This window comes from Rhizobium sp. AP16 (assembly GCF_000281735.1).
In the GTDB taxonomy this organism is placed as follows: Bacteria; Pseudomonadota; Alphaproteobacteria; order Rhizobiales; family Rhizobiaceae; genus Rhizobium; species Rhizobium rhizogenes.
In genome coordinates this window covers 141,737-159,220 of record NZ_AJVM01000008.1, presented here as the reverse complement: position 1 = coordinate 159,220, position 17,484 = coordinate 141,737, and the positions used below count along the sequence as shown (strand labels likewise).

General features: G+C 54.2%; 18 protein-coding genes and 4 tRNA genes. 9 read left to right on the top strand and 13 right to left on the bottom strand.

Translation table 11 applies throughout. The annotated features are described in order from the left end of the window. Positions 1-174: 174 nt before the first annotated feature. The 3 genes from PMI03_RS06405 to PMI03_RS06395 form a co-directional block, all read right to left on the bottom strand. The gene (locus PMI03_RS06405) at positions 175-642 is read right to left on the bottom strand and encodes a hypothetical protein (RefSeq protein ID WP_007691033.1); all 468 of its coding nucleotides are present in this window, start codon (positions 640-642) and stop codon (positions 175-177) included. A 263-nt stretch (positions 643-905) separates the two neighbouring features. Further along, on the bottom strand, positions 906-1,451 hold the full coding sequence (locus tag PMI03_RS06400) for a hypothetical protein (RefSeq protein WP_309574330.1): 546 nt from the start codon (positions 1,449-1,451) through the stop codon (positions 906-908). 51 nt (positions 1,452-1,502) lie between these two features. Further along, on the bottom strand, positions 1,503-2,486 hold the full coding sequence (locus PMI03_RS06395; RefSeq protein ID WP_007691028.1) for a phosphotransferase enzyme family protein: 984 nt from the start codon (positions 2,484-2,486) through the stop codon (positions 1,503-1,505). Positions 2,487-3,415: 929 nt separating this feature from the next. Between PMI03_RS06395 and PMI03_RS06385 the strand changes: the two genes are divergently transcribed. Continuing rightward, complete coding sequence (locus PMI03_RS06385; RefSeq protein ID WP_007691027.1) at positions 3,416-3,859, top strand: hypothetical protein; 444 nt, start codon at positions 3,416-3,418, stop codon at positions 3,857-3,859. Positions 3,860-3,952: 93 nt separating this feature from the next. Beyond that, a complete protein-coding gene (locus PMI03_RS06380) occupies positions 3,953-5,005 on the top strand; it encodes a hypothetical protein (protein WP_007691026.1) in 1,053 nt (350 codons plus the stop codon). A 275-nt stretch (positions 5,006-5,280) separates the two neighbouring features. On the opposite strand, the gene PMI03_RS06375 is transcribed toward PMI03_RS06380, so the two are convergent. The 3 genes from PMI03_RS06375 to PMI03_RS06365 form a co-directional block, all read right to left on the bottom strand. Beyond that, positions 5,281-5,634 (bottom strand): hypothetical protein, encoded by a 354-nt coding sequence (locus PMI03_RS06375; RefSeq protein WP_007691024.1) that lies wholly within the window; start codon positions 5,632-5,634, stop codon positions 5,281-5,283. A gap of 298 nt (positions 5,635-5,932) precedes the next feature. Continuing rightward, positions 5,933-6,331, bottom strand: a complete 399-nt coding sequence (locus tag PMI03_RS06370; protein ID WP_007691023.1) for a hypothetical protein — start codon at positions 6,329-6,331, stop codon at positions 5,933-5,935. Between the two features lie 80 nt (positions 6,332-6,411). Then, a complete protein-coding gene (locus tag PMI03_RS06365) occupies positions 6,412-6,972 on the bottom strand; it encodes an AAA family ATPase (RefSeq protein WP_007691022.1) in 561 nt (186 codons plus the stop codon). A 697-nt stretch (positions 6,973-7,669) separates the two neighbouring features. On the opposite strand from PMI03_RS06365, the gene PMI03_RS06355 reads away from it, so the two are divergent. From PMI03_RS06355 to PMI03_RS32015, 3 genes are all read left to right on the top strand, one after another. Continuing rightward, entirely contained in the window at positions 7,670-7,963 is a 294-nt protein-coding gene (locus PMI03_RS06355; protein ID WP_007691020.1) for a hypothetical protein, read from the top strand. A gap of 40 nt (positions 7,964-8,003) precedes the next feature. Further along, positions 8,004-8,798, top strand: a complete 795-nt coding sequence (locus PMI03_RS06350) for a class I SAM-dependent methyltransferase (protein ID WP_039973663.1) — start codon at positions 8,004-8,006, stop codon at positions 8,796-8,798. Between the two features lie 864 nt (positions 8,799-9,662). After that, positions 9,663-11,324, top strand: a complete 1,662-nt coding sequence (locus PMI03_RS32015; RefSeq protein WP_081500797.1) for a recombinase family protein — start codon at positions 9,663-9,665, stop codon at positions 11,322-11,324. Here the strand turns inward: PMI03_RS32015 and PMI03_RS06345 are convergent. The 5 genes from PMI03_RS06345 to PMI03_RS06325 all read right to left on the bottom strand — a co-directional run bounded on the left by PMI03_RS06345 (position 11,283) and on the right by PMI03_RS06325 (position 13,232). Next, a tRNA-Arg gene (locus PMI03_RS06345) sits at positions 11,283-11,359 on the bottom strand. The genes PMI03_RS32015 and PMI03_RS06345 overlap by 42 nt on opposite strands. A 95-nt stretch (positions 11,360-11,454) precedes the next feature. Next, the gene (locus PMI03_RS06340) at positions 11,455-11,760 is read right to left on the bottom strand and encodes an ETC complex I subunit (protein WP_007691017.1); all 306 of its coding nucleotides are present in this window, start codon (positions 11,758-11,760) and stop codon (positions 11,455-11,457) included. Positions 11,761-11,937: 177 nt separating this feature from the next. Next, positions 11,938-12,014: transfer RNA gene (locus tag PMI03_RS06335), tRNA-Pro, on the bottom strand. A gap of 125 nt (positions 12,015-12,139) precedes the next feature. Next, positions 12,140-12,652, bottom strand: coding sequence for a DUF192 domain-containing protein (locus tag PMI03_RS06330; protein ID WP_007691015.1), 513 nt, complete (start codon positions 12,650-12,652; stop codon positions 12,140-12,142). Between the two features lies 1 nt (position 12,653). Next, positions 12,654-13,232 carry a cold-shock protein gene (locus PMI03_RS06325; protein ID WP_007691013.1) on the bottom strand — a complete coding sequence of 193 codons (579 nt, stop codon included), beginning with the start codon at positions 13,230-13,232 and terminating at the stop codon, positions 12,654-12,656. 195 nt (positions 13,233-13,427) lie between these two features. On the opposite strand from PMI03_RS06325, the gene PMI03_RS06320 reads away from it, so the two are divergent. The 4 genes from PMI03_RS06320 to PMI03_RS06305 all read left to right on the top strand — a co-directional run bounded on the left by PMI03_RS06320 (position 13,428) and on the right by PMI03_RS06305 (position 15,253). After that, the gene (locus tag PMI03_RS06320; RefSeq protein WP_007691012.1) at positions 13,428-13,868 is read left to right on the top strand and encodes a VOC family protein; all 441 of its coding nucleotides are present in this window, start codon (positions 13,428-13,430) and stop codon (positions 13,866-13,868) included. Between the two features lie 208 nt (positions 13,869-14,076). Beyond that, positions 14,077-14,865, top strand: a complete 789-nt coding sequence (locus PMI03_RS06315) for a hypothetical protein (protein ID WP_007691011.1) — start codon at positions 14,077-14,079, stop codon at positions 14,863-14,865. A gap of 155 nt (positions 14,866-15,020) precedes the next feature. Beyond that, a tRNA-Glu gene (locus tag PMI03_RS06310) sits at positions 15,021-15,095 on the top strand. Between the two features lie 83 nt (positions 15,096-15,178). After that, positions 15,179-15,253, top strand: a tRNA-Glu gene (locus PMI03_RS06305). Between the two features lie 83 nt (positions 15,254-15,336). Here the strand turns inward: PMI03_RS06305 and PMI03_RS06300 are convergent. Further along, positions 15,337-15,555 carry a hypothetical protein gene (locus PMI03_RS06300; protein WP_007691010.1) on the bottom strand — a complete coding sequence of 73 codons (219 nt, stop codon included), beginning with the start codon at positions 15,553-15,555 and terminating at the stop codon, positions 15,337-15,339. 1,397 nt (positions 15,556-16,952) lie between these two features. Beyond that, positions 16,953-17,189: a hypothetical protein gene (locus tag PMI03_RS06295; RefSeq protein WP_085997436.1), complete on the bottom strand. Its 237-nt coding sequence runs from the start codon at positions 17,187-17,189 to the stop codon at positions 16,953-16,955. Positions 17,190-17,484: the final 295 nt, after the last annotated feature.

Genomic DNA, 17,484 nt, shown 5'->3' with positions numbered 1-17,484 from the left:
GCAAGCCAGATCACAATCGTTGTCCTGATTTCCGTGACATCGCAGAATAGGCTGTTTCGCGACAACCGCGCTGGCGGTTAGTGGGGCGTTCCAGCCGACGGCCCGAGTCCCCTGTCTGCACACTGCGGAAATGCAGCCGTCCGTCAACGATCAGAAAGACAAATAGTTCGGCAGCTAGTAAAACCCGTTTGGAAGCATGTCACCGAGGTAATCTTCCTTGGATTTGCCGGACATTACCGTCGAAACCCAGGCGCGGCGCTCGAAATCAATGGCGACAAGTTCGTAGGCACAAGCCATTAGGTCTTGATTTGCAGGCTTAAACTCCACCGGCCCTGTATATTCGGACTGAGCAACGTGTTGCAGACAAACGCATTCGTTCGCCCACCACTGTGTCAAAAGAGACTTCGCGCCGCTACCGTGATGAAGAATAGCGAAACCAAGAGAGTAATGCGGCGTTTCATCCATTCTTCCAAGGTTTTCCGATAGATAGGCCTGTGCTTCCTCTATCAAGGACGCATCAAGAAAGGGGCCCTCTGTTTCAGGAGAATGAACTGAAATACCGTACGCCTTGATAGCCCAATCCCCGAAACGCCAAATCCCCAGCTGACCAAAATGCCGCCTGCTATAGTTTGGAATAATCATTTCTTACCCCCACTGGAAAAAGATATCCGTCGGACGATTGGTCGGGATCTCTGACGATAGGAGGTCTTCGGCTGGGTGATATCAGGGATCATTACCACGTCCATGAAACTGCTCGAATACGCATCAGATCGCAGAATTGCCGGTTCATGCGGCACTTACTATCCCAATTTTTGCAGCCATCGAAAATAGCGAGCTTCGCTATCGCTGTAACGGCCGCCCTCAAGCTATTCCAGTCGAGAACCTGTTTATCGAACGGTCCTTTATTATTGCGGCCATGCCTTCAATACTTGCACGCTTTCCAATTCGACCCCAGGCCAAAGCTGCACGAGGTAGTGGTCATCCCCTTCGAGCCCGTTTTCTCTTAGAGTGTCGAGACCCGAAAAACTCGCACGGACGCCGAGTGGCCCTGCCCTCACCGCAAGTCGCAGAGCAGTAGGATCGTAGTCCGTCAGACCGGCCAGAACGAGTTGGCCTGAAGGGCAATTGAAACCCGCCTCGACCACGTGCTGGTAAGCATCGAGGTCGGGCGAAGGACGCCTATCGTGCCATTCGACACGGACCGGCACGGTCGTATTGCGCACCGCGTGTAGGATGATGGCATACGGCCCAGCCGCCAGACGTCGTGCAATCGTTTGATCCGTGTAGTTGTCGGGTAGATCAGGATGGCCCTCGTCACGCAGGTAGATTTGAAAGTAGTCGGCAAAAAGATTGCCCTGATACAGGACTTTAAACTTGGAAGCCCCAAAGGCCGCCGAACCGATCATTGAAACTCCTCCGGTTGCCAAAAATGTGCGGCGAGTTATCGTCATGCTTTGCCCCTTTCACCGTTTTCCTTCGGCGGACCAAGCTGAAATCAGGATTTAAAGCAGACGATCACCGAATTGCTCGGATTCCCAGGTTTTCAGAAAATTCGTTTCGGTCGCAACCCAACCGACAGCGTTGCTTCCCCACTCTTGTGCCCGGCTTGCATACTCGCCCATGAGCCAAAAGTGCCGGACGATCACAAACCGATGCGCTGCCTCGAAGTCGTCTGGATTGATTGGTCGGACTGTTCGGTACCCTTCGATGAAGGCGTCCCACATGCCGGTCAACCTCCGCCCAAAAGATACCTTCGCCCAAAGGAATACCGACAAATCGTAAGCGAGGTATCCCGGACCTCCGTCATCAAAGTCGAAAAATACAGCTTCACCGGCGTCGTTGATGCGTGAATTGAAGCCGTGGCAGTCTCCATGACAATAAGTCCACGATAGATTAGGGAAGGCTTTAATCGCTTTACCGGTCCGAGCAGCGATGCTTTCGAGATCGCTGCGGACTTCCGGGTCACCCACGATTCCACTGTCGAATATTCGCTCCAGGGGCCGGTGCAGCAAGTGTTCGAGGTCAAGCCGATAGCCCGCTCCGTGAGATGAGAATGTCTCGGCAGCATTGTGCATCAGCGCAAGGGTCTTCCCGTTGGCCCAGGCATCGCGAGCGCCCGTCGCTTGCGGTTCTCGGCCATCTAGCGCCTGGAAGAGCACTCCCTCACGCCAGCCCTCCGGCGCATACCCCCCGGTGAACAAGGTGCCATCGCGTGTCGGAATGGGTGCGGCGACCGGAACTCCTGATTGCGAAAGATGAGCCAGGAAATCTGTTTCGGCTTTTACGTTAGCAGAACCACGCGCACGGCGGTGGGAAAGGCGAAATACATAACGCTCGCCGTAACTCCCCACGACAAGATAGACATCATTCAAGCCGCGCTGAAGCATTCGGCAGGAAATCGGGGCCAGAATCGCATAATGCCTATCGATGAATTTCTCGATTGCCTCGATCTGAGGGGTCGAATATCGCGGTTCAAAATCGAGCATAGTCGATGTTCCATTGACGAAGCCATGAGAGACCGTTCTGGCCTGTTGCAGTCGCTTTTTACAGCGTTGCAGAATAAGGAGTTCTGAGAAGGCTGCAATGACTACACCAGCGAGTTGTAGCGAAGAGCGTGCCTAAATGCCACGTGGAGCGACATTAGAGGATGCTTCAGCTGGCACGTCCTATTCGCGAGCTGAAGCACCACAGAGGCTGGTGGAAGCCTTACAGTAATGGATGAAGAAGCAAGCTAGAGATCGCGGCCTTTATGTTGGCCGACCGTCAAAAATGGCTCTGGAGAGTCGGTCAACGGTGCGTCTGAGAAAACTTACTGTAGATCGCAGCAAGCGGCATCACCCGGATCCGGCCGCTACCTGGGGACGAACGGAACCTAACTGCCAATAGCTTCCGAAGTCCCGAATTCGGCATTTCGGCCTCTGAGGTCCGATAACATTCATTATCGGACATTTGCGCCGTTCGCTGCGAGGCAGGCGTTTGCGACCCAGCCTCTTCTTTAAGAACAATCAACCTTCGCGCCCGTACGCCGATCACCGCACGCTTATTTGTAAGAGCAATTTCGGCTTAGCCTATGCCCTGCGAAGATAGCATTCAGGAAAAAATCGAACGCGCGGAGCATATTGATCGGCAATGGGATAGATATTTCGGGCGATACCTAGACAAACCGATAAGTTCGGCAGACGAGGCATGGGATATCCTCGCCAAACAAGTTCGACAACAGAGGCTGACCGAGCGTCTCTCTCGCGTCGAAGATATCTTCCATCCGGACTTGATGTAGATGTAACGGCAAAAGACGGTGGCGCTGTGAGTTATCCCGTCGATCCGGACGCCGGACCCTGGGATACTCTTGACGATACGTAGAGCGGCTGCACTTTATCCTCTGTCTGCAGAGGTTCGTCGCCTGGTGAGGTCCCCTATGCCGAAAAGCACGCAAGAGAAGCTGCCGAAATTCGCCTGGCCGGAGGTGGAATTAGGAAATTGGGCTGGAGAATTCGCCCAGCGCCCATCAGGCTCCATCGGCCAGCACATCCAGCCCGGACCTCCGGAGATGTCAGTAGAATTCACGTACCTCATCGTAGGCGCGGCGGTGATCTCGCCTAGCTCAAAAATGCGCTGGCCCGCAGTCGTATCGTTTTGGGTACGAACGCCTTTTACCCCGGAGCGGATTGAAGCTGGCTTTATGTTCAAGTCGGAAAACATGCCATCTTTCAATCTGGGCCTGGAGGTTACACGGCAGCAATTTACTGAGGTGGCTTGGCTCTTCAGAGAGAAACTGCTGAACAACTTCCATTTCATTTTAGGCCCAGGGCGTGGCAACCATTGGCCAATTACCAGCTGGGGTGCCAGCTTTGAGCTGTAGCCTGTTCGTATTCTAAAGGATCGCATGCCGAGTTGGTTCACTCGGCATTGCTGCCTCGCGCCATACGATTAAAATCACCGCTTTGGAGCTGCGATGTTCAAAATCTACTCACAGGCCTTCGACGGCAGCATTTACGATGAGACCAACAAAACCATTTTTTTCTCCTTCGAGAAATTCCAGAGTGAAATCTGCAAAGAGGGACATTGTTTTGTCTGCGGCGCGAAACCCGACAGAGCTTTCAACGACGAACATGTCTTCCCGAACTGGCTCCAGAGATACTGCAACATTCAAAAGGAAGGGCTCGATCTCCCGAATGGCCAACAGGCGACGTACGCCACGTATAAGATTGCCTGCTGCAGCGGATGCAACTCTCTGCTGGGCGACGTGTACGAGACGCCGATCAGTGAAATCATAAAGGGCGGCCAAGCGGCGGTTGTCGATTTCGTCCAGAATGGTGGAATGTCACTGTTTTGTGGATGGCTCAGCCTCATTTTCCTAAAGGTTCACCTTCGCGACTTCAGAAATCGCGTGTCGCTGGACTTGCGAGCCCCCGCCGAGACTATCGGCGACAGCTATGAGCTTCACGAGCTTCATCATGTCCACGCAGTCGCGCGAGCTGTCACCGCTGGCGTCGAAATAGATCCGGACGTCCTGGGCACGCTGATGATACTAGACGTTGGATCCCATGCCGGTCTCTTCGATTATTGTGACAATCTCGCAGGAAGAACCCTACTTCTCCAGGTCAATAATATGGCTTTCGTCTACGTGATTGACGACTGTGGAGCGACGTCCACCATGTTGCGCGACCAGATGAAGGTCCTCCCCCATCCTCTTAATCGAATCCAGGTGCGTGAGGTTTACGCTCGACACCTCACTGCCAATATGCATATTGCGTCAAGCCCAACGTTCGGTACTGTCATCTCAACGAAAACAGGGAAACCTCGCATTACCGTCGATCTTCCTGAGTTCAAAGCCCACGATTTCGAGCCCAAGGTCTTCGGCGAGATGTTTCGTGGCTCGATGGGAAACCTGGCTTCCGAGATCGAAGTCGACGGAAAACGAGGGGAAGCCGCAATCGAAATCATCGCAACCGGCCGCATATCATCTCTCGTTGATGACCAGGGGAATCCCAGAAACTCGACTTGAGGTATCCTCCAATGCCCGATCTATGAGGACGAAGCCAACACATTTGCGCGGTTCTTCGTAGTCATCGGTTCCGAAGAACAGGGCCACGATCACGGTCGCGATAGACATATTGATCTCGTCACCCCGCGAACGGACCTCTTTGGTCAGTTGCTTTGCCAGCTGGCGGACGAACTTCGTATCATTGAAGTAGATGCGCTTGGCGCTCCGCTTTGGGTGACCGCCGACATCGATGCAATCTCAGCGACATGAAGAAGGGAACTTCGCGGGCGATGCCTCTAGTTCCGGGTGATATCAGTCGGCGGGATGTCTTTAACGATCAGGAGATGAATGCGCTTGGCTCCTATCACACCGGAAGTGACGTCTGGGGTCCCTGTGCTCATGCCCATCCGAGCACCGACACTCATGCAGCCTCCGATAACACCTGCCATCCACGAGCTGCAGAGGTCGTGAGTGTCGAAATCCAGGTAGCTGCGGGTGACAAGCGCGTACTCGCCGTCAAAAAGCGCATACCCTTCCGCAAGAGCGCCTTCATGGGGTCCGAAGTCGTATTCTTGATATTCCATATTGGAATTCCCCGCGCGAACGCCCTCTTCGTAGCCAATCGCGTACCAGTCTTCAGTTGTCTTCAATGTCGTGCTCCCTGTTCAACTCGCATGAAGTAGGGCACGCCTGGCGCGGTCGCAATACTTAGTCGACCTTCGTTTGCCGCAACAGATCAGTCAGCGCGAGCAAGAAGTCCTGCACCATGGAGACGGGCGCTGTCGGGCGTTTGGCGTCACCTACCGGCGACATGCGGCCAACGACAAAGAACAGTTGCTCCCGTAGGATGGGTCTTATTGCACCGAACCGCGCGGTGGACGCTATTGCCTCACGGATAACGGCTCGAAAAGCTAATTGCGGAACTAAGAGCTGATCTCGGCACTCTCCTCAGTCGGGTTTACCGGGTGCCAGGTTGATCCGTGCGTGCTTGGCGATGACCAAGCCGGTCACACCGTAGCTTGCACTCCACTCGACATGGAAACGCTGATCCACCTTGGTGATCTCCAAATCGAAGATGATGCCCGGTACCATGTCGAAATCGGTACAGTTGATTGCACTCACTCCCTCAAGCGCAAGAGTGACTATCGCATGTTTGTCGAGGACGAAGTAACCCTTGGCGTCCAGCTCATCCGTCATGTTCCACGCATGGATGCGTAACAGGCCCGCTCCGTTGCCGGGGAAGCTGATCTCAAGCAGTTTGGCATCATGGAAGCGGGGTTCCCGCCCAAACCACTCAAGCAGCGACTTGCCGCCGGGAATATCGCTCATTACGGACGCGGAAGACATTGTGGCTCCCCAGTGATTTGGGATGAAGCTGATAAAAGCTACCTTTGAAACTAGGGAATCTATGAGGTTCCTCAATTTGCCTAAAGAGAATTCGTCATGGTGATCCCCTGGAGCCAGGCAATAACGGTGTCGGCGCATCTATCCGGCGAAAGGTTGGTATTATCGATTTCCACAGAAGCGGTTGCTCCCTCGTTGAACAGTTTTCGTGTCCGAAGCAATTCCGCCAGCAGATCGGGATTGCGCTTCTTCCGATGCGCCTCGCGGTCTTCATTGCTCATGCGCCGGGCGTTTTCCTCCTCCGAGCATGACAGCGTGACGGAATAGACTGCACAGTCTCGATATTTGGCCAATGACAAGATCGCTCGCCAATTGTCGATGAGGAAATTATTGGTACCACCGGAAGCCACAACGCCGGTCATCACCACCGGTTCACTTGACGGCAACCTCGATATTGCTTCGAACGCCAAGTCTCGCGTTTTCGTCGCCAGCTCGTAATAGGCTGGCGTGCCTCGATCCGTCAGTGCGATGGCGATATTCAGCAGGGTGTGATTGTCGAGAAATCGAGCATCCAGCCGCTCAGCAACAATCTTGCCGACGGTATATTTGCCAACCCCAGGCCACCCATTGAAATGAATGATCATATTACGCTCCGTTCGGAGGCAAGGAAGATATTAGCCGCCGTCGTTCATGATGTGGGGCAAGGAGGGATCACAACAAGAACCGCTGGGACGATGTGCCGGAAAGTCAGGTATCTATGAAAGCTGGCTGTGCGATATCGGGCAGGTGACGCAAAACCAATACCTGCCCGGCTGTCCGGCAGGTTGGCTGCGCGACGCCACAAGATCTCAACTCATAGTAAATATTCGATTACCTCCGCTCAGTATCTGCGATCCCTTTGAAATTCCCCGCGACGGCTCCCATGTCTATGCCGCCTGCTTTGGGAGGGAAAATGCGACACTTTGTGAATGCAACGTTCGGTTCGGTTGAACTCGATATTATCAGCCAAGCGCTGGAAGAGTGGCGGGATACAACAGGCATTAGCCGGGACGCACCCGAGTATGAACTCGCGGCGGCCGCAATCGTCTCCCTGTTCAGAGAAGGCAATCGCACACTTCCAGAGCTTCGAGCCGCAATTTCGGCCCACCAGTGGCTCTCTCGGGATGCTGTAGAATTGGAGCGGACCTCGCCGCGTTCCGAAAACAAAACTTCATAGGCAGACGGGCTCCCCGCAGCCAATAAATTGAACTTTCGGGGTTGGCATGTCCTTAGATGCCGATACATATCGGGGCGAATTGCTTCACCAAATGCACCGAGATCAGGTTTGAATTCGAGGCCTCAATGGACAGCGATAGCAAAGGCAGAAAGATTTTCGAAGGATTGAATGAGGCCCGACGGCTCAACCTGATAGATCGCTTCATCGTCCAACTCCGCTCTGCTTCGAAAACGATGGCTGCGAATGGACGTCTCGATTTCGTTGAAATGCTGGACGAGGTTGTCAACGATTTGACGGCCAACGCCCGCGAGATCGCTTCGACCATGATTGGTATCGAAATCCTGGTTCACGCGGCAGGGCTTTTGGAGATGGCCAAGGTGTTGGCGTCAGGTAGCGATGAGCCGGTTACGCTGCATTGACCGCAGCGAACGTCTCAATGAAATCCAGAAGGAGCAAGACGTGACCACACTTTCCGAAGAGGATGTCGCTAGCCACTGGAACAAGAATGCCGATCAATGGGCTCGTGACGTCCGCAGTGGTTACGACGTCTATCGCGAGCATTTCACCCTCCCCGCCTTCCTTGACTTTCTACCTTCGATCAGCGGTTTGGACGTGATCGATTTTGGCTGCGGCGAAGGATCCAACACCAGGCGGTTCGCATCGATGGGAGCCCGGGTGACGGGAATCGATCTGTCTGAACGGATGATCGGTCACGCGCAGGAAGCGGAAGCCCGTCAGCCTCTCGGTGTCCAGTACAGAGTTTCCTCCTATGGCCAGCATACCGGATTCGCTGACGCCTCCTTCGATGCCGTTGTCTCGACCATGGCCTTGATGGACGGGCCTGATTTCCCCGCTGCAATGCGAGAAGCATTCCGGCTACTGCGTCCCGGCGGCTTCATCGCCTTCAGTATCCTGCACCCATGTTTCATCACTCCTGGCCTGCAATGGCAGAAGGATGCCAACGGCAAAACAACGGGATTGGTATCGTCACACTATTTCGATCAGACCAATTTCGTCGAAAATTGGCGTTTCGGCGCAGGCGTGAACAGTGAGGACGTCGTTCCCTTCGCAATCCCTCGATTTCCGCGAACAATCGGAGACTATTTAAACGGACTCAGCGACGCCGGATTTCGGATCCGCGAAGTCCGTGAGCCACGCCCGACACCGCAAGCCTGCGAGGCAATACCTCGTTTCACGAGGTGGCGCGATCTAGGGGCGTTCCTTCTGATGGTCCGCGCAGAACGCGTTCTATAAGTGACAGCACAAGCCATTATATGGGACGTGGCTGCAGGTAGGCATCCCATCGCCTATTGCGACGAATTCTAAGACGCGCTTGCCACCGCTTCGCTTGTCGGACGGCTGCCTCTGGGTGAGAGTACCCGCGACAAGCGGCCGATTTCTTATAAGCTCTACATAATCATTGAGATCGCTGTGCCTTAACCGACGCCCGCGCGATTGAACCCGGTCAGCCAGTTGAAGCGCTGTTGCGTCTCTGCCCGGCTGAGGTCCATCGGAGAAAGGTTGAGAGCGCTGCAGCTTCCGAGAAACAAACCTCGAAAAGCGGAAATCTGACGGCTGCCAGGCTAAAACTGATCACGTTCTCGTGATCATCTGGTTTTGATATTTAAGGAGAAAATTAGCTTCTATGCGCGTTAGCAAGCGCTCAAAATGAAGTTAAGTAGGACATTAACTTCACTTAACCAAGGAAATTTGCAGATGAATGCCGACTCTAATTTTCTGATATTTCCTTGAACATCAATAACTTGAGTGTCAGTGGTGATCCGTTCGAGCGTTTGACTCGAACCGCTTAATGAATAAGCATGCCCTCATCAATCAATACTGTCGTGAGTTTGAATGATGAAAAACTATAGAGAACAATACGAGGGACAGATCGCAATAAGGTCCCGGTCACCGAAGAGCGCCTCCCGACATATTGGGCGCAAGCATTCGACCGTGACGGACGTTAGTATGTACATAATATCTGCGGAGTGGCCCGAGGGATCACCGGTCTATGCGCAGGAGATTCAGGTCGTTCAAGATTATCTAAGTATCGAGATTGACGGTATCTTGCCGTCCTCGTCCATAACTTGCCGCTCGCGCTAGACGAAAGTGGAAAAAATGGAAAAAGTTGAGTCACGAGAAAGCTCGGCAATCAAACGAGCCGTTGGCTATTTCAGAGTATCTACAGGCAGACAAGCAGAGAGCGACTTGTCTATTCCGGACCAGCGAAAGCAAGTGATTGAATATTGCAACCGAAAAGGATGGGAACTCGTTCAAGAGTTTGTTGAACCTGGTCAATCGGCAACAGACGACAATCGTCCAGCTTTGCAGGAAATGATCGCACAGGCCACCACCCATGGAAGCCCGTATGATGTCATATTAGTTCACTCATACTCACGTTTCTTCCGCGATAGCTTCGCGATGGAATATTACATTCGAAAACTCGCTAAGGCTGAAGTTGAAGTCGTTTCGATCACCCAGGAACTTGGCAATGACCCCGCACAGATAATGATGCGACATATAATTGGACTTTTTGACGAGTACCAATCCAGGGAGACGGCAAAACACACCCTGCGGTCGATGAAAGAAAATGCTCGCCAAGGATTCTACAATGGTGCTCCGCTGCCGCTTGGTTACAAAGCAGTCGAAGTTGAAGTGCGCGGCCAGCGAGTAAAGAAAAAAATCGTTGTCGACCTGACAGAAGCGGAAACAGTACGACTGATTTTTCAGCTTTATCTTCGCGGCGACGGCACGAGTGGTGCGCTCGGGTGCAAGGCGCTTGTCAGTTGGTTGAATGAGCGAGGCTATCGAACAAAGACGAGCGCAAGATTTGGTGTCGGGTCAGTAGCTTTCATATTGAAGAACCGCAGCTACACAGGTGAATTCCTGTTCAACCGGATGGAGGCAAAGACCCGCAAATTGAAGCCCGCCTCCGAGCAAGTAAGCGTAGGCGTCCCTCCGATAGTCTCGCTTGAGGAGTTTGAGGCCGTTCAGGCCACCTTACATGCAAGAAATCCCAGGGTGACAGCACCGCGAACCGTCACAGCACCAACGCTTTTGTCAGGCTTGGCATTTTGCTCACAGTGTAACAGCAGCTTGATTCTGCGAACAGGAACCTCGCACACCGGCAAAGTGCACAGATACTACTCATGCCGCGCGAATTTGCGGTCGGGCAAAGTTGCCTGTGAAGGGGTTTCAATAAAAATGGAAACACTGGACACTGAAGTAGTTCAACATCTGTCCGAGCAAATGCTAACTGTTGGAAGGCTAACAGAGCTGATTTCATCCATATCTCTGGCCAGAAACGAGAACAACGCAGGCGCTAGCAGGCGGCTGTCGGACTTATCATCAGAGCTTGGCGACACAGAAGCTCGGTTAAAGCGAATTTATCTTTCTATTGAGAATGGAACAGCCGAGGTAGACGATCTATTCCGATCTAGAATTGCCCAACTGCAGACCGAACGCCAACGGACTGTAGACGCACTCGCTCGATTGAGAGCTACCACTAAAATCGTCGAGGTGGTGACGCCTGAAGCAATTGTAAAATTTTCCGGCGTGATGCGAGAGAACATTGCAGATGGCGAACCGAGTTTCCGTCGAGCCTACATGCGATCTGTGATTGAGCGAATTATGGTCGGATCAGACACAATCAAAATCATCGGCCTGAAATCCACACTCGAAAACGCGGTGGGAACTGACTCGCTGCCATACATTCCGGTTCGCAGTTTTGAACGTAAATGGCGACCCCTGCAGGATTCGAACCTGCGACCACCTGCTTAGAAGGCAGGTGCTCTATCCAGCTGAGCTAAGGGGCCTTGAAGCCAAATCGCCGCGAGCTGGTCGCGGCGGGCATTACATGCCTGAAACTGCCACCAAACTCAATGGGCGGCGAATTTAATCAGCGCCGGCCTCAGTGAGTCCAGGGCTGGATGCGGCTGAAGCGGAAATTATCGGTGTAGGAGACCACTTGGCGGTTGGCGTCCTTCGGAGCGATGACACGGTATTCGATGCCCTCGCGCTGGGCATAGGCTTCAGCCTGTTCCTGCGTGTCGAAGGTCAGCTTGAGCTGCTGGCGCGTATCGGCCGAGGAGGTGTAGCCCATGATCGGATCTATCTTGCGCGGGATTTCCTGGTCGAATTCCAGAACCCAGAGGTGGGTCTTGGCCTTGCCGGACTGCATGGCGGTCTTTGCGGGACGGTAAATCTTGGCAGGCATCGCTGCAGCGCCTCCGAATAAGCGGGACAGCCCGCATCCTTGCTTCTCTTGTCTTCGCCCGGCCCTTTCGGGTAGAGCGAATATGGGATTCTGCTTAGCCGCGAATCCCTTGGTTATCAAGCGAAAAGGCGGCACAGCCTCATCTCAATCCATCGATAGTTTTGGGGGATTTTAAAATGGTCGGAGTGGAGAGATTCGAACTCCCGACCCTCTGGTCCCAAACCAGATGCGCTACCAGACTGCGCTACACTCCGTACCCTTCCGCAATCTTCCGAAGATCGCGTCGCTCTGCTTGGCAGAACGAGTGGGGAGATACACGGTTCGCCCCGATGCTGCAACAGCTAAAATGGCGTTGAAGCAACGATCACCGGGGATAAAGTTATTTGCCGTGCTTGGCGGAAAGGGCGGCGCTCGTTGCTTTATCGCCAACGGCAAGGCCAAGTTTCTTCACGACGCCGCCATTCAATTCGATGACGTAATCCACCGGACCGCCGGAACCGATGATCGCTTCCGAATAGGGTACGGCATTTTCCTGGATATGGGTGATGACACCGTTCCTGTCCAGGAAGAGCATGTCCAGCGCCAGCTTGGTGTTTTTCATCCACATCATCACGGGACGTGTTGTGCCGAAATCGAACAGCATGCCGTGATCGGCCGGCATCGTGTCGCGATACATCAGGCCATATTCCAGCTGCGGTTCGGTCAGCGCCAATTCCACCGTGAACTTGAGCGTCTCACCCTTCGCGGTCTTGATCGACAAGGGTTCGGATTCAAACTTGACCGTTTGCTCACTCGCAGTCTGCGCGGCAAAGGTGGTCGGGACGGCGCCGCAAACAAGAAAAAGCGCCAAAGCGGCGCTTTTCAAAACGGTAAAAGACAGTCTTCCGGTCATCTCAATGCGGCCGCGTTGCCGGGCTCGGCGCATCCGGATGGATTTCCGCCGCCATCAAGCCCTTTTCGCCCGGTCCGAAGCGAACAAGAACCACCTGCCCCGGCCGCAGTTCTGCCAGGCCGAAACGACGCAGCGTTTCCATATGCACGAAGATATCCTCGGTGCCCTCGCCGCGCGTCAGGAAGCCGAAACCCTTGGTGCGGTTGAACCACTTAACCAAGGCGCGCTCAAGGCCGCTCGTCGCGGTCACCTGGACATGCGTGCGTACCGGCGGCATCTGCGACGGGTGCACGGCGGTCGACTGATCCATGGAGAGGATCTTGAAAGCCTGATAACCACGCTCGCGGCGCTGGATCAGCGCGACGATGCGCGTTCCCTCGAGAATGGTCTGATAACCGTCGCGACGCAGGCAGGTCACATGCAACAAAACGTCCTGCATGCCGTTATCCGGTACGATGAAGCCAAAACCCTTGGCAACGTCGAACCATTTTACGACGCCCGAGATCTCAATGAGATCGACGGCTTCGCCCGATAACTCTCCGAAGTCGGCTATTCCCTTCGATGAAATTCTGTCACTCATCCTGGCCAGCCCTCGATTACGCGTCACACTGTTACGGTTAACTGATTCCTTGAAATCAAGTTTAACATCTTGGTAACGGAAATGCGCAAGTCCTAGTTTTGTTTATTCCCACTCTTGATTATCAAGCCAAAGTCTTGCCTGAAGCTGGTGTCCCGTTTCATGATCGGTCCAGCACAACATTAGAGAGGAAATAGAATGCGTTATCTCCACACCATGGTCCGCGTGACGGATCTCGAGGCGTCACTGCATTTTTATAGCACTCTATTCGGCCTCACAGAAACCCGCCGCTATGAAAACGAGAAAGGCCGATTCACGCTCGTTTTCCTCGCCGCCAGCGACGATGTCGAATCATCACGCAACAGCGGCGCGCCCAGTCTCGAGCTGACTTACAACTGGGATCCGGAGGAGTATACCGGAGGACGCAACTTCGGTCACCTCGCCTATGAGGTCGACGACATCTACGCGACCTGTCAGAAGCTCCAGGACAACGGCATCACGATCAACCGGCCGCCGCGCGACGGTCACATGGCCTTCGTGCGCTCGCCGGACGGCATTTCCATCGAGATTCTCCAGAAAGGCGCCAACCTTGCGCCTGCCGAGCCCTGGGCTTCGATGCAAAATACCGGCGCCTGGTAAAAGCAAGCTTTCGCGAGGCTTGCGGCACGCGCGGAACCATCGGTTTCGCGCTTGCCGGCCATACCCGCTCTCCTGCATGCTTGGACGACTCGAAGCATCATGCATCGGATTTCGCGGGGTCCCATCGTTCCCAGTCAGCGTCGCGCGACATCATCGTCCCTCGCAAGAGGCCGTTCCGGTGCACACTCTTTAAAGCGGGGAACGTCCTTTGTGCGATCGGCAGATTCTATCCGGCAATGAGACGCGCGCAAGCGCTATTGCAATCGCCCTATCGTTTCTGATGCTCTCCGGCTGCGCGACGACAGCCGACAAGCCAAAGCTGGCGGCGGAGACCGCACCACCACCAAGCGCCGCCGAGCAGCTTGCCGATTCTCTCAACAGCAGCGCCGAGGCCAAGCGGCTGAAAGGCGACGCCGCCTATCGTGATCCGCTGGTTCGCAGCGTGCATGATGTGCGCCGGCAGATCGTCACCGAACAGGCAAACAATCAATCCGGCTACCCGCCAGCTCCCGCCACCGACGCGCCAGCCGGCATTGCCGGGCTGGTGACGCAGCCGACGGCGGTAAACGCCAGCAGGAGCAGCATCTATGCAGCCCCCGCCCCCATCGCCGTCAATCCGGACGGAACACTCGCTAAGTCGCAGCCGGACGCCGCGCAGCAGGGAATCACGCCATTCATGCGCAGCGTCTATACCTTGCCGCCGGGTGCCGCACAGAATGTCGCACCGCCGCAGAATGATGGTGGCATGCCGGTAGGCCGGACCTCCGAATCCGTGCTTCCCCCACCCGTTATCCGCAATGCCGCTCCCCCATCGACAAGCCCGATGAAGCCGACAGCGGACGCCACCCCCTCGAAAATCATGCCCGCCCCCGGCTCTTCGGCCCACACGATCGACAGCAAGGAAGCGCTGATGCTCGCGCATATCGCCGCGTCGAAGGGCCAAGGCCCGGGCGCCAAGTCGCTGATCACGCCAACGCAAGGCGCATCGGGGCTTTGAGCCGCCCCTCCGCAGATCTCCACAACGTCCTGTTAAGGCAGGCTTATTCAAATTTCGCTGTCGCTTCATGCACCTGTCATTTTTTCGAAGAAAAAGCGAAATAGGCGCTTGCGGGAATGAAATCACCCCGCTATAAGCGCGCCACACAACAGCACGCGCCCTTCGTCTATCGGTTAGGACGACAGATTTTCATTCTGTAAAGAGGGGTTCGACTCCCCTAGGGCGTGCCACTGTTGCTCTCTCCTCTTCACAAGAATGCTTGTTCCGCTTGCGACGGCTTTGCGCTATTCCTATATGCGAACGAGCGCATCATGCGCCCTTCGTCTATCGGTTAGGACAACAGATTCTCATTCTGTAAAGAGGGGTTCGACTCCCCTAGGGCGTACCACTTAGGTTCAAAACTATGAACCGGAGAGGCTGGTCTTTTTGGGCTGCTTATGACCCTCTCGATTGTGCTTTTTTCCAACGATCCTAATAGCTGCGCCACCCCCGCTCGATCGAGTCGTACAATCGTTTAAGATGCCCCTCGTATTCGGTTACCTGTTTGAGCAATCCGCTCGCTCTAACGTCAACCTCCTTCGCTTTGATTGCCCTCTTACTCGACACCTCAGCAATAATTTTCTGCAAACGCTCGCCGGTAAACAGGCGCTGGGTCAAGTAGTCGGTCACCAATTCATCAAGGCTGTCCATCGGTATTTTTTGACGCCCACAAGCAACAGGTCCTTTTTTTCATAAACAAGACGCAACAGTAGTAGCGATGCACTTTGCCGGTGTGCGAAGTACCTGTGCGAATAGTCATAGCGCCGCCGCATCTGTTGCATCGCGTCAGTTCGGTTAGAAATATAGGCCCGTTGACGATGCGCGGCGGCGTGTTTGCTGGCGCTCGAGATTTCAGCAGGCCTGGACCTCATTAAACTCCGAGCGGTCAATGATCGCCTCGACTTGCACAATGATGCGGTCCCCTGGCGTCGGGCATCGGCGGTTACCCTCATACAGTAAGCAGCCACCAAAGCAGCCCGGTCAAATTCCACTGTATTTCGACCAGGACGCGCTACGCTTGAGCGACGCACCGTGTTCTATGCTGCATCTTGTCGGTTCGTCGGCACGGAAAGGAACCGATCAGCGCGCTTACCTTCGCACAATTTTAAGCTGTTTAGTATACGGATATATTAGAATGCTTTTTGCTGCCGTTGACCTGTAGAAATTTTCGAAAATAGTTTACAATAATAGACAGTTATCGTCTTATACTAAGGCGAAATCAAAGACTCTGAATCAAAATTTATTTTCAAATGAAGACTTCAACCTTAAGAAGAATTCACGTAAGCGTGAATGCGTTGCATCCGCTGTTAGTTTCGATTCCAAAGATTTTTCTCAGGTCAGCGCTGCGCTTCGAGAAGCCGATATAGAAGCCGCCTCACGTCCGGCGATCCAGCGCCCTCAAACTCCCTGGGGATTTCCGTATTGAACGAGGGCGTGGAAAACATGGCGGTGATCTACAAGTAACTGGCCTGTCATGGAAAGGCGACCATAGATTAGGGCGGCGAGGACAACGTGGGGCCAGAGCACCGGTGACTGTCCATCACTCGGAAATCCGAATACCCTCTAGTTTCCACTCGATGAGAAATCGAATAACATCTCTACTCTATTACAGATGATCAAAGAGAGCATTAGAGATGTCTATGCAACCGATCTACTACGGGCTTACGAGGGCGGTTGCCTTAAGCATTCTGATTATTTTTCCCGCTGTTTTCTTTGTTTCCTGCTCGACGGTCGGCGGAACTCGCGGTCAATCTGGTCCCGCAACCGCGAGCAAATCGGCAGATTCCGCCAACGCCAAAGAAAAAGCGGCCGAGCGTCGGCGATGGTCTGAGAGAGTCGAACGCGATAATCAGCTAGATCCAAGCGGGTCGGCACCGGGTTCCTATGGCTCTTTCGGTCCTCGTTTCACTTGGTGAGCGATAGGTTTTTCAAACTGCTCTGTTGATGTCCAAACCCGATTGAACGGATTTCGTTCAACAATGAGTGGATACTTGTGCCGTGGTGGATAGACTTCGCGCAGCACGGGCGAAGAACCGTAATGGGAGGCGTCACGAGGCGTTGAATTTCACCGTCACGCCACGCTGCCGAAAGTAAGCCTGCAGTAGCTTCCTGCCAGAACGATTGTTATGCGCGAGCCTAGCCGGGTCGAATACGGCTTCCTTCAAACCTGCCCGCGTCAAGGCTGCCTTGAGATTCGTGATATATAAGTCGATGTCGGCATTGTCCGCCTGGAGCGATTCATAAATGCGGTTGATTGCATCTGCTACGGTCGGCTCGCTCACTATTACACTCCTGTTGTTGTTTCGGTGGCGCTTACCACATTTTTCGGCTTGACCTTATTGTGGTTAAGCATGTCCACGTCAATGAGTGACGATGGCGTGAACGCCGCATTCGCTGTAGGAGGTGGGACACCACAAGCCGACGAGCGGCCTGGCCTGCCCCCCGCGTTTCACACGTCACGACTGCTTCGCGCCAGAAGCGGTCACCAGCTTGCTAGGTTAAACAACCTGTCCGGAAACATGGGGCAAGCCCACTCATGCCGTGTGATGGGAATGTTATGATCTCATCTGCGTCAACATG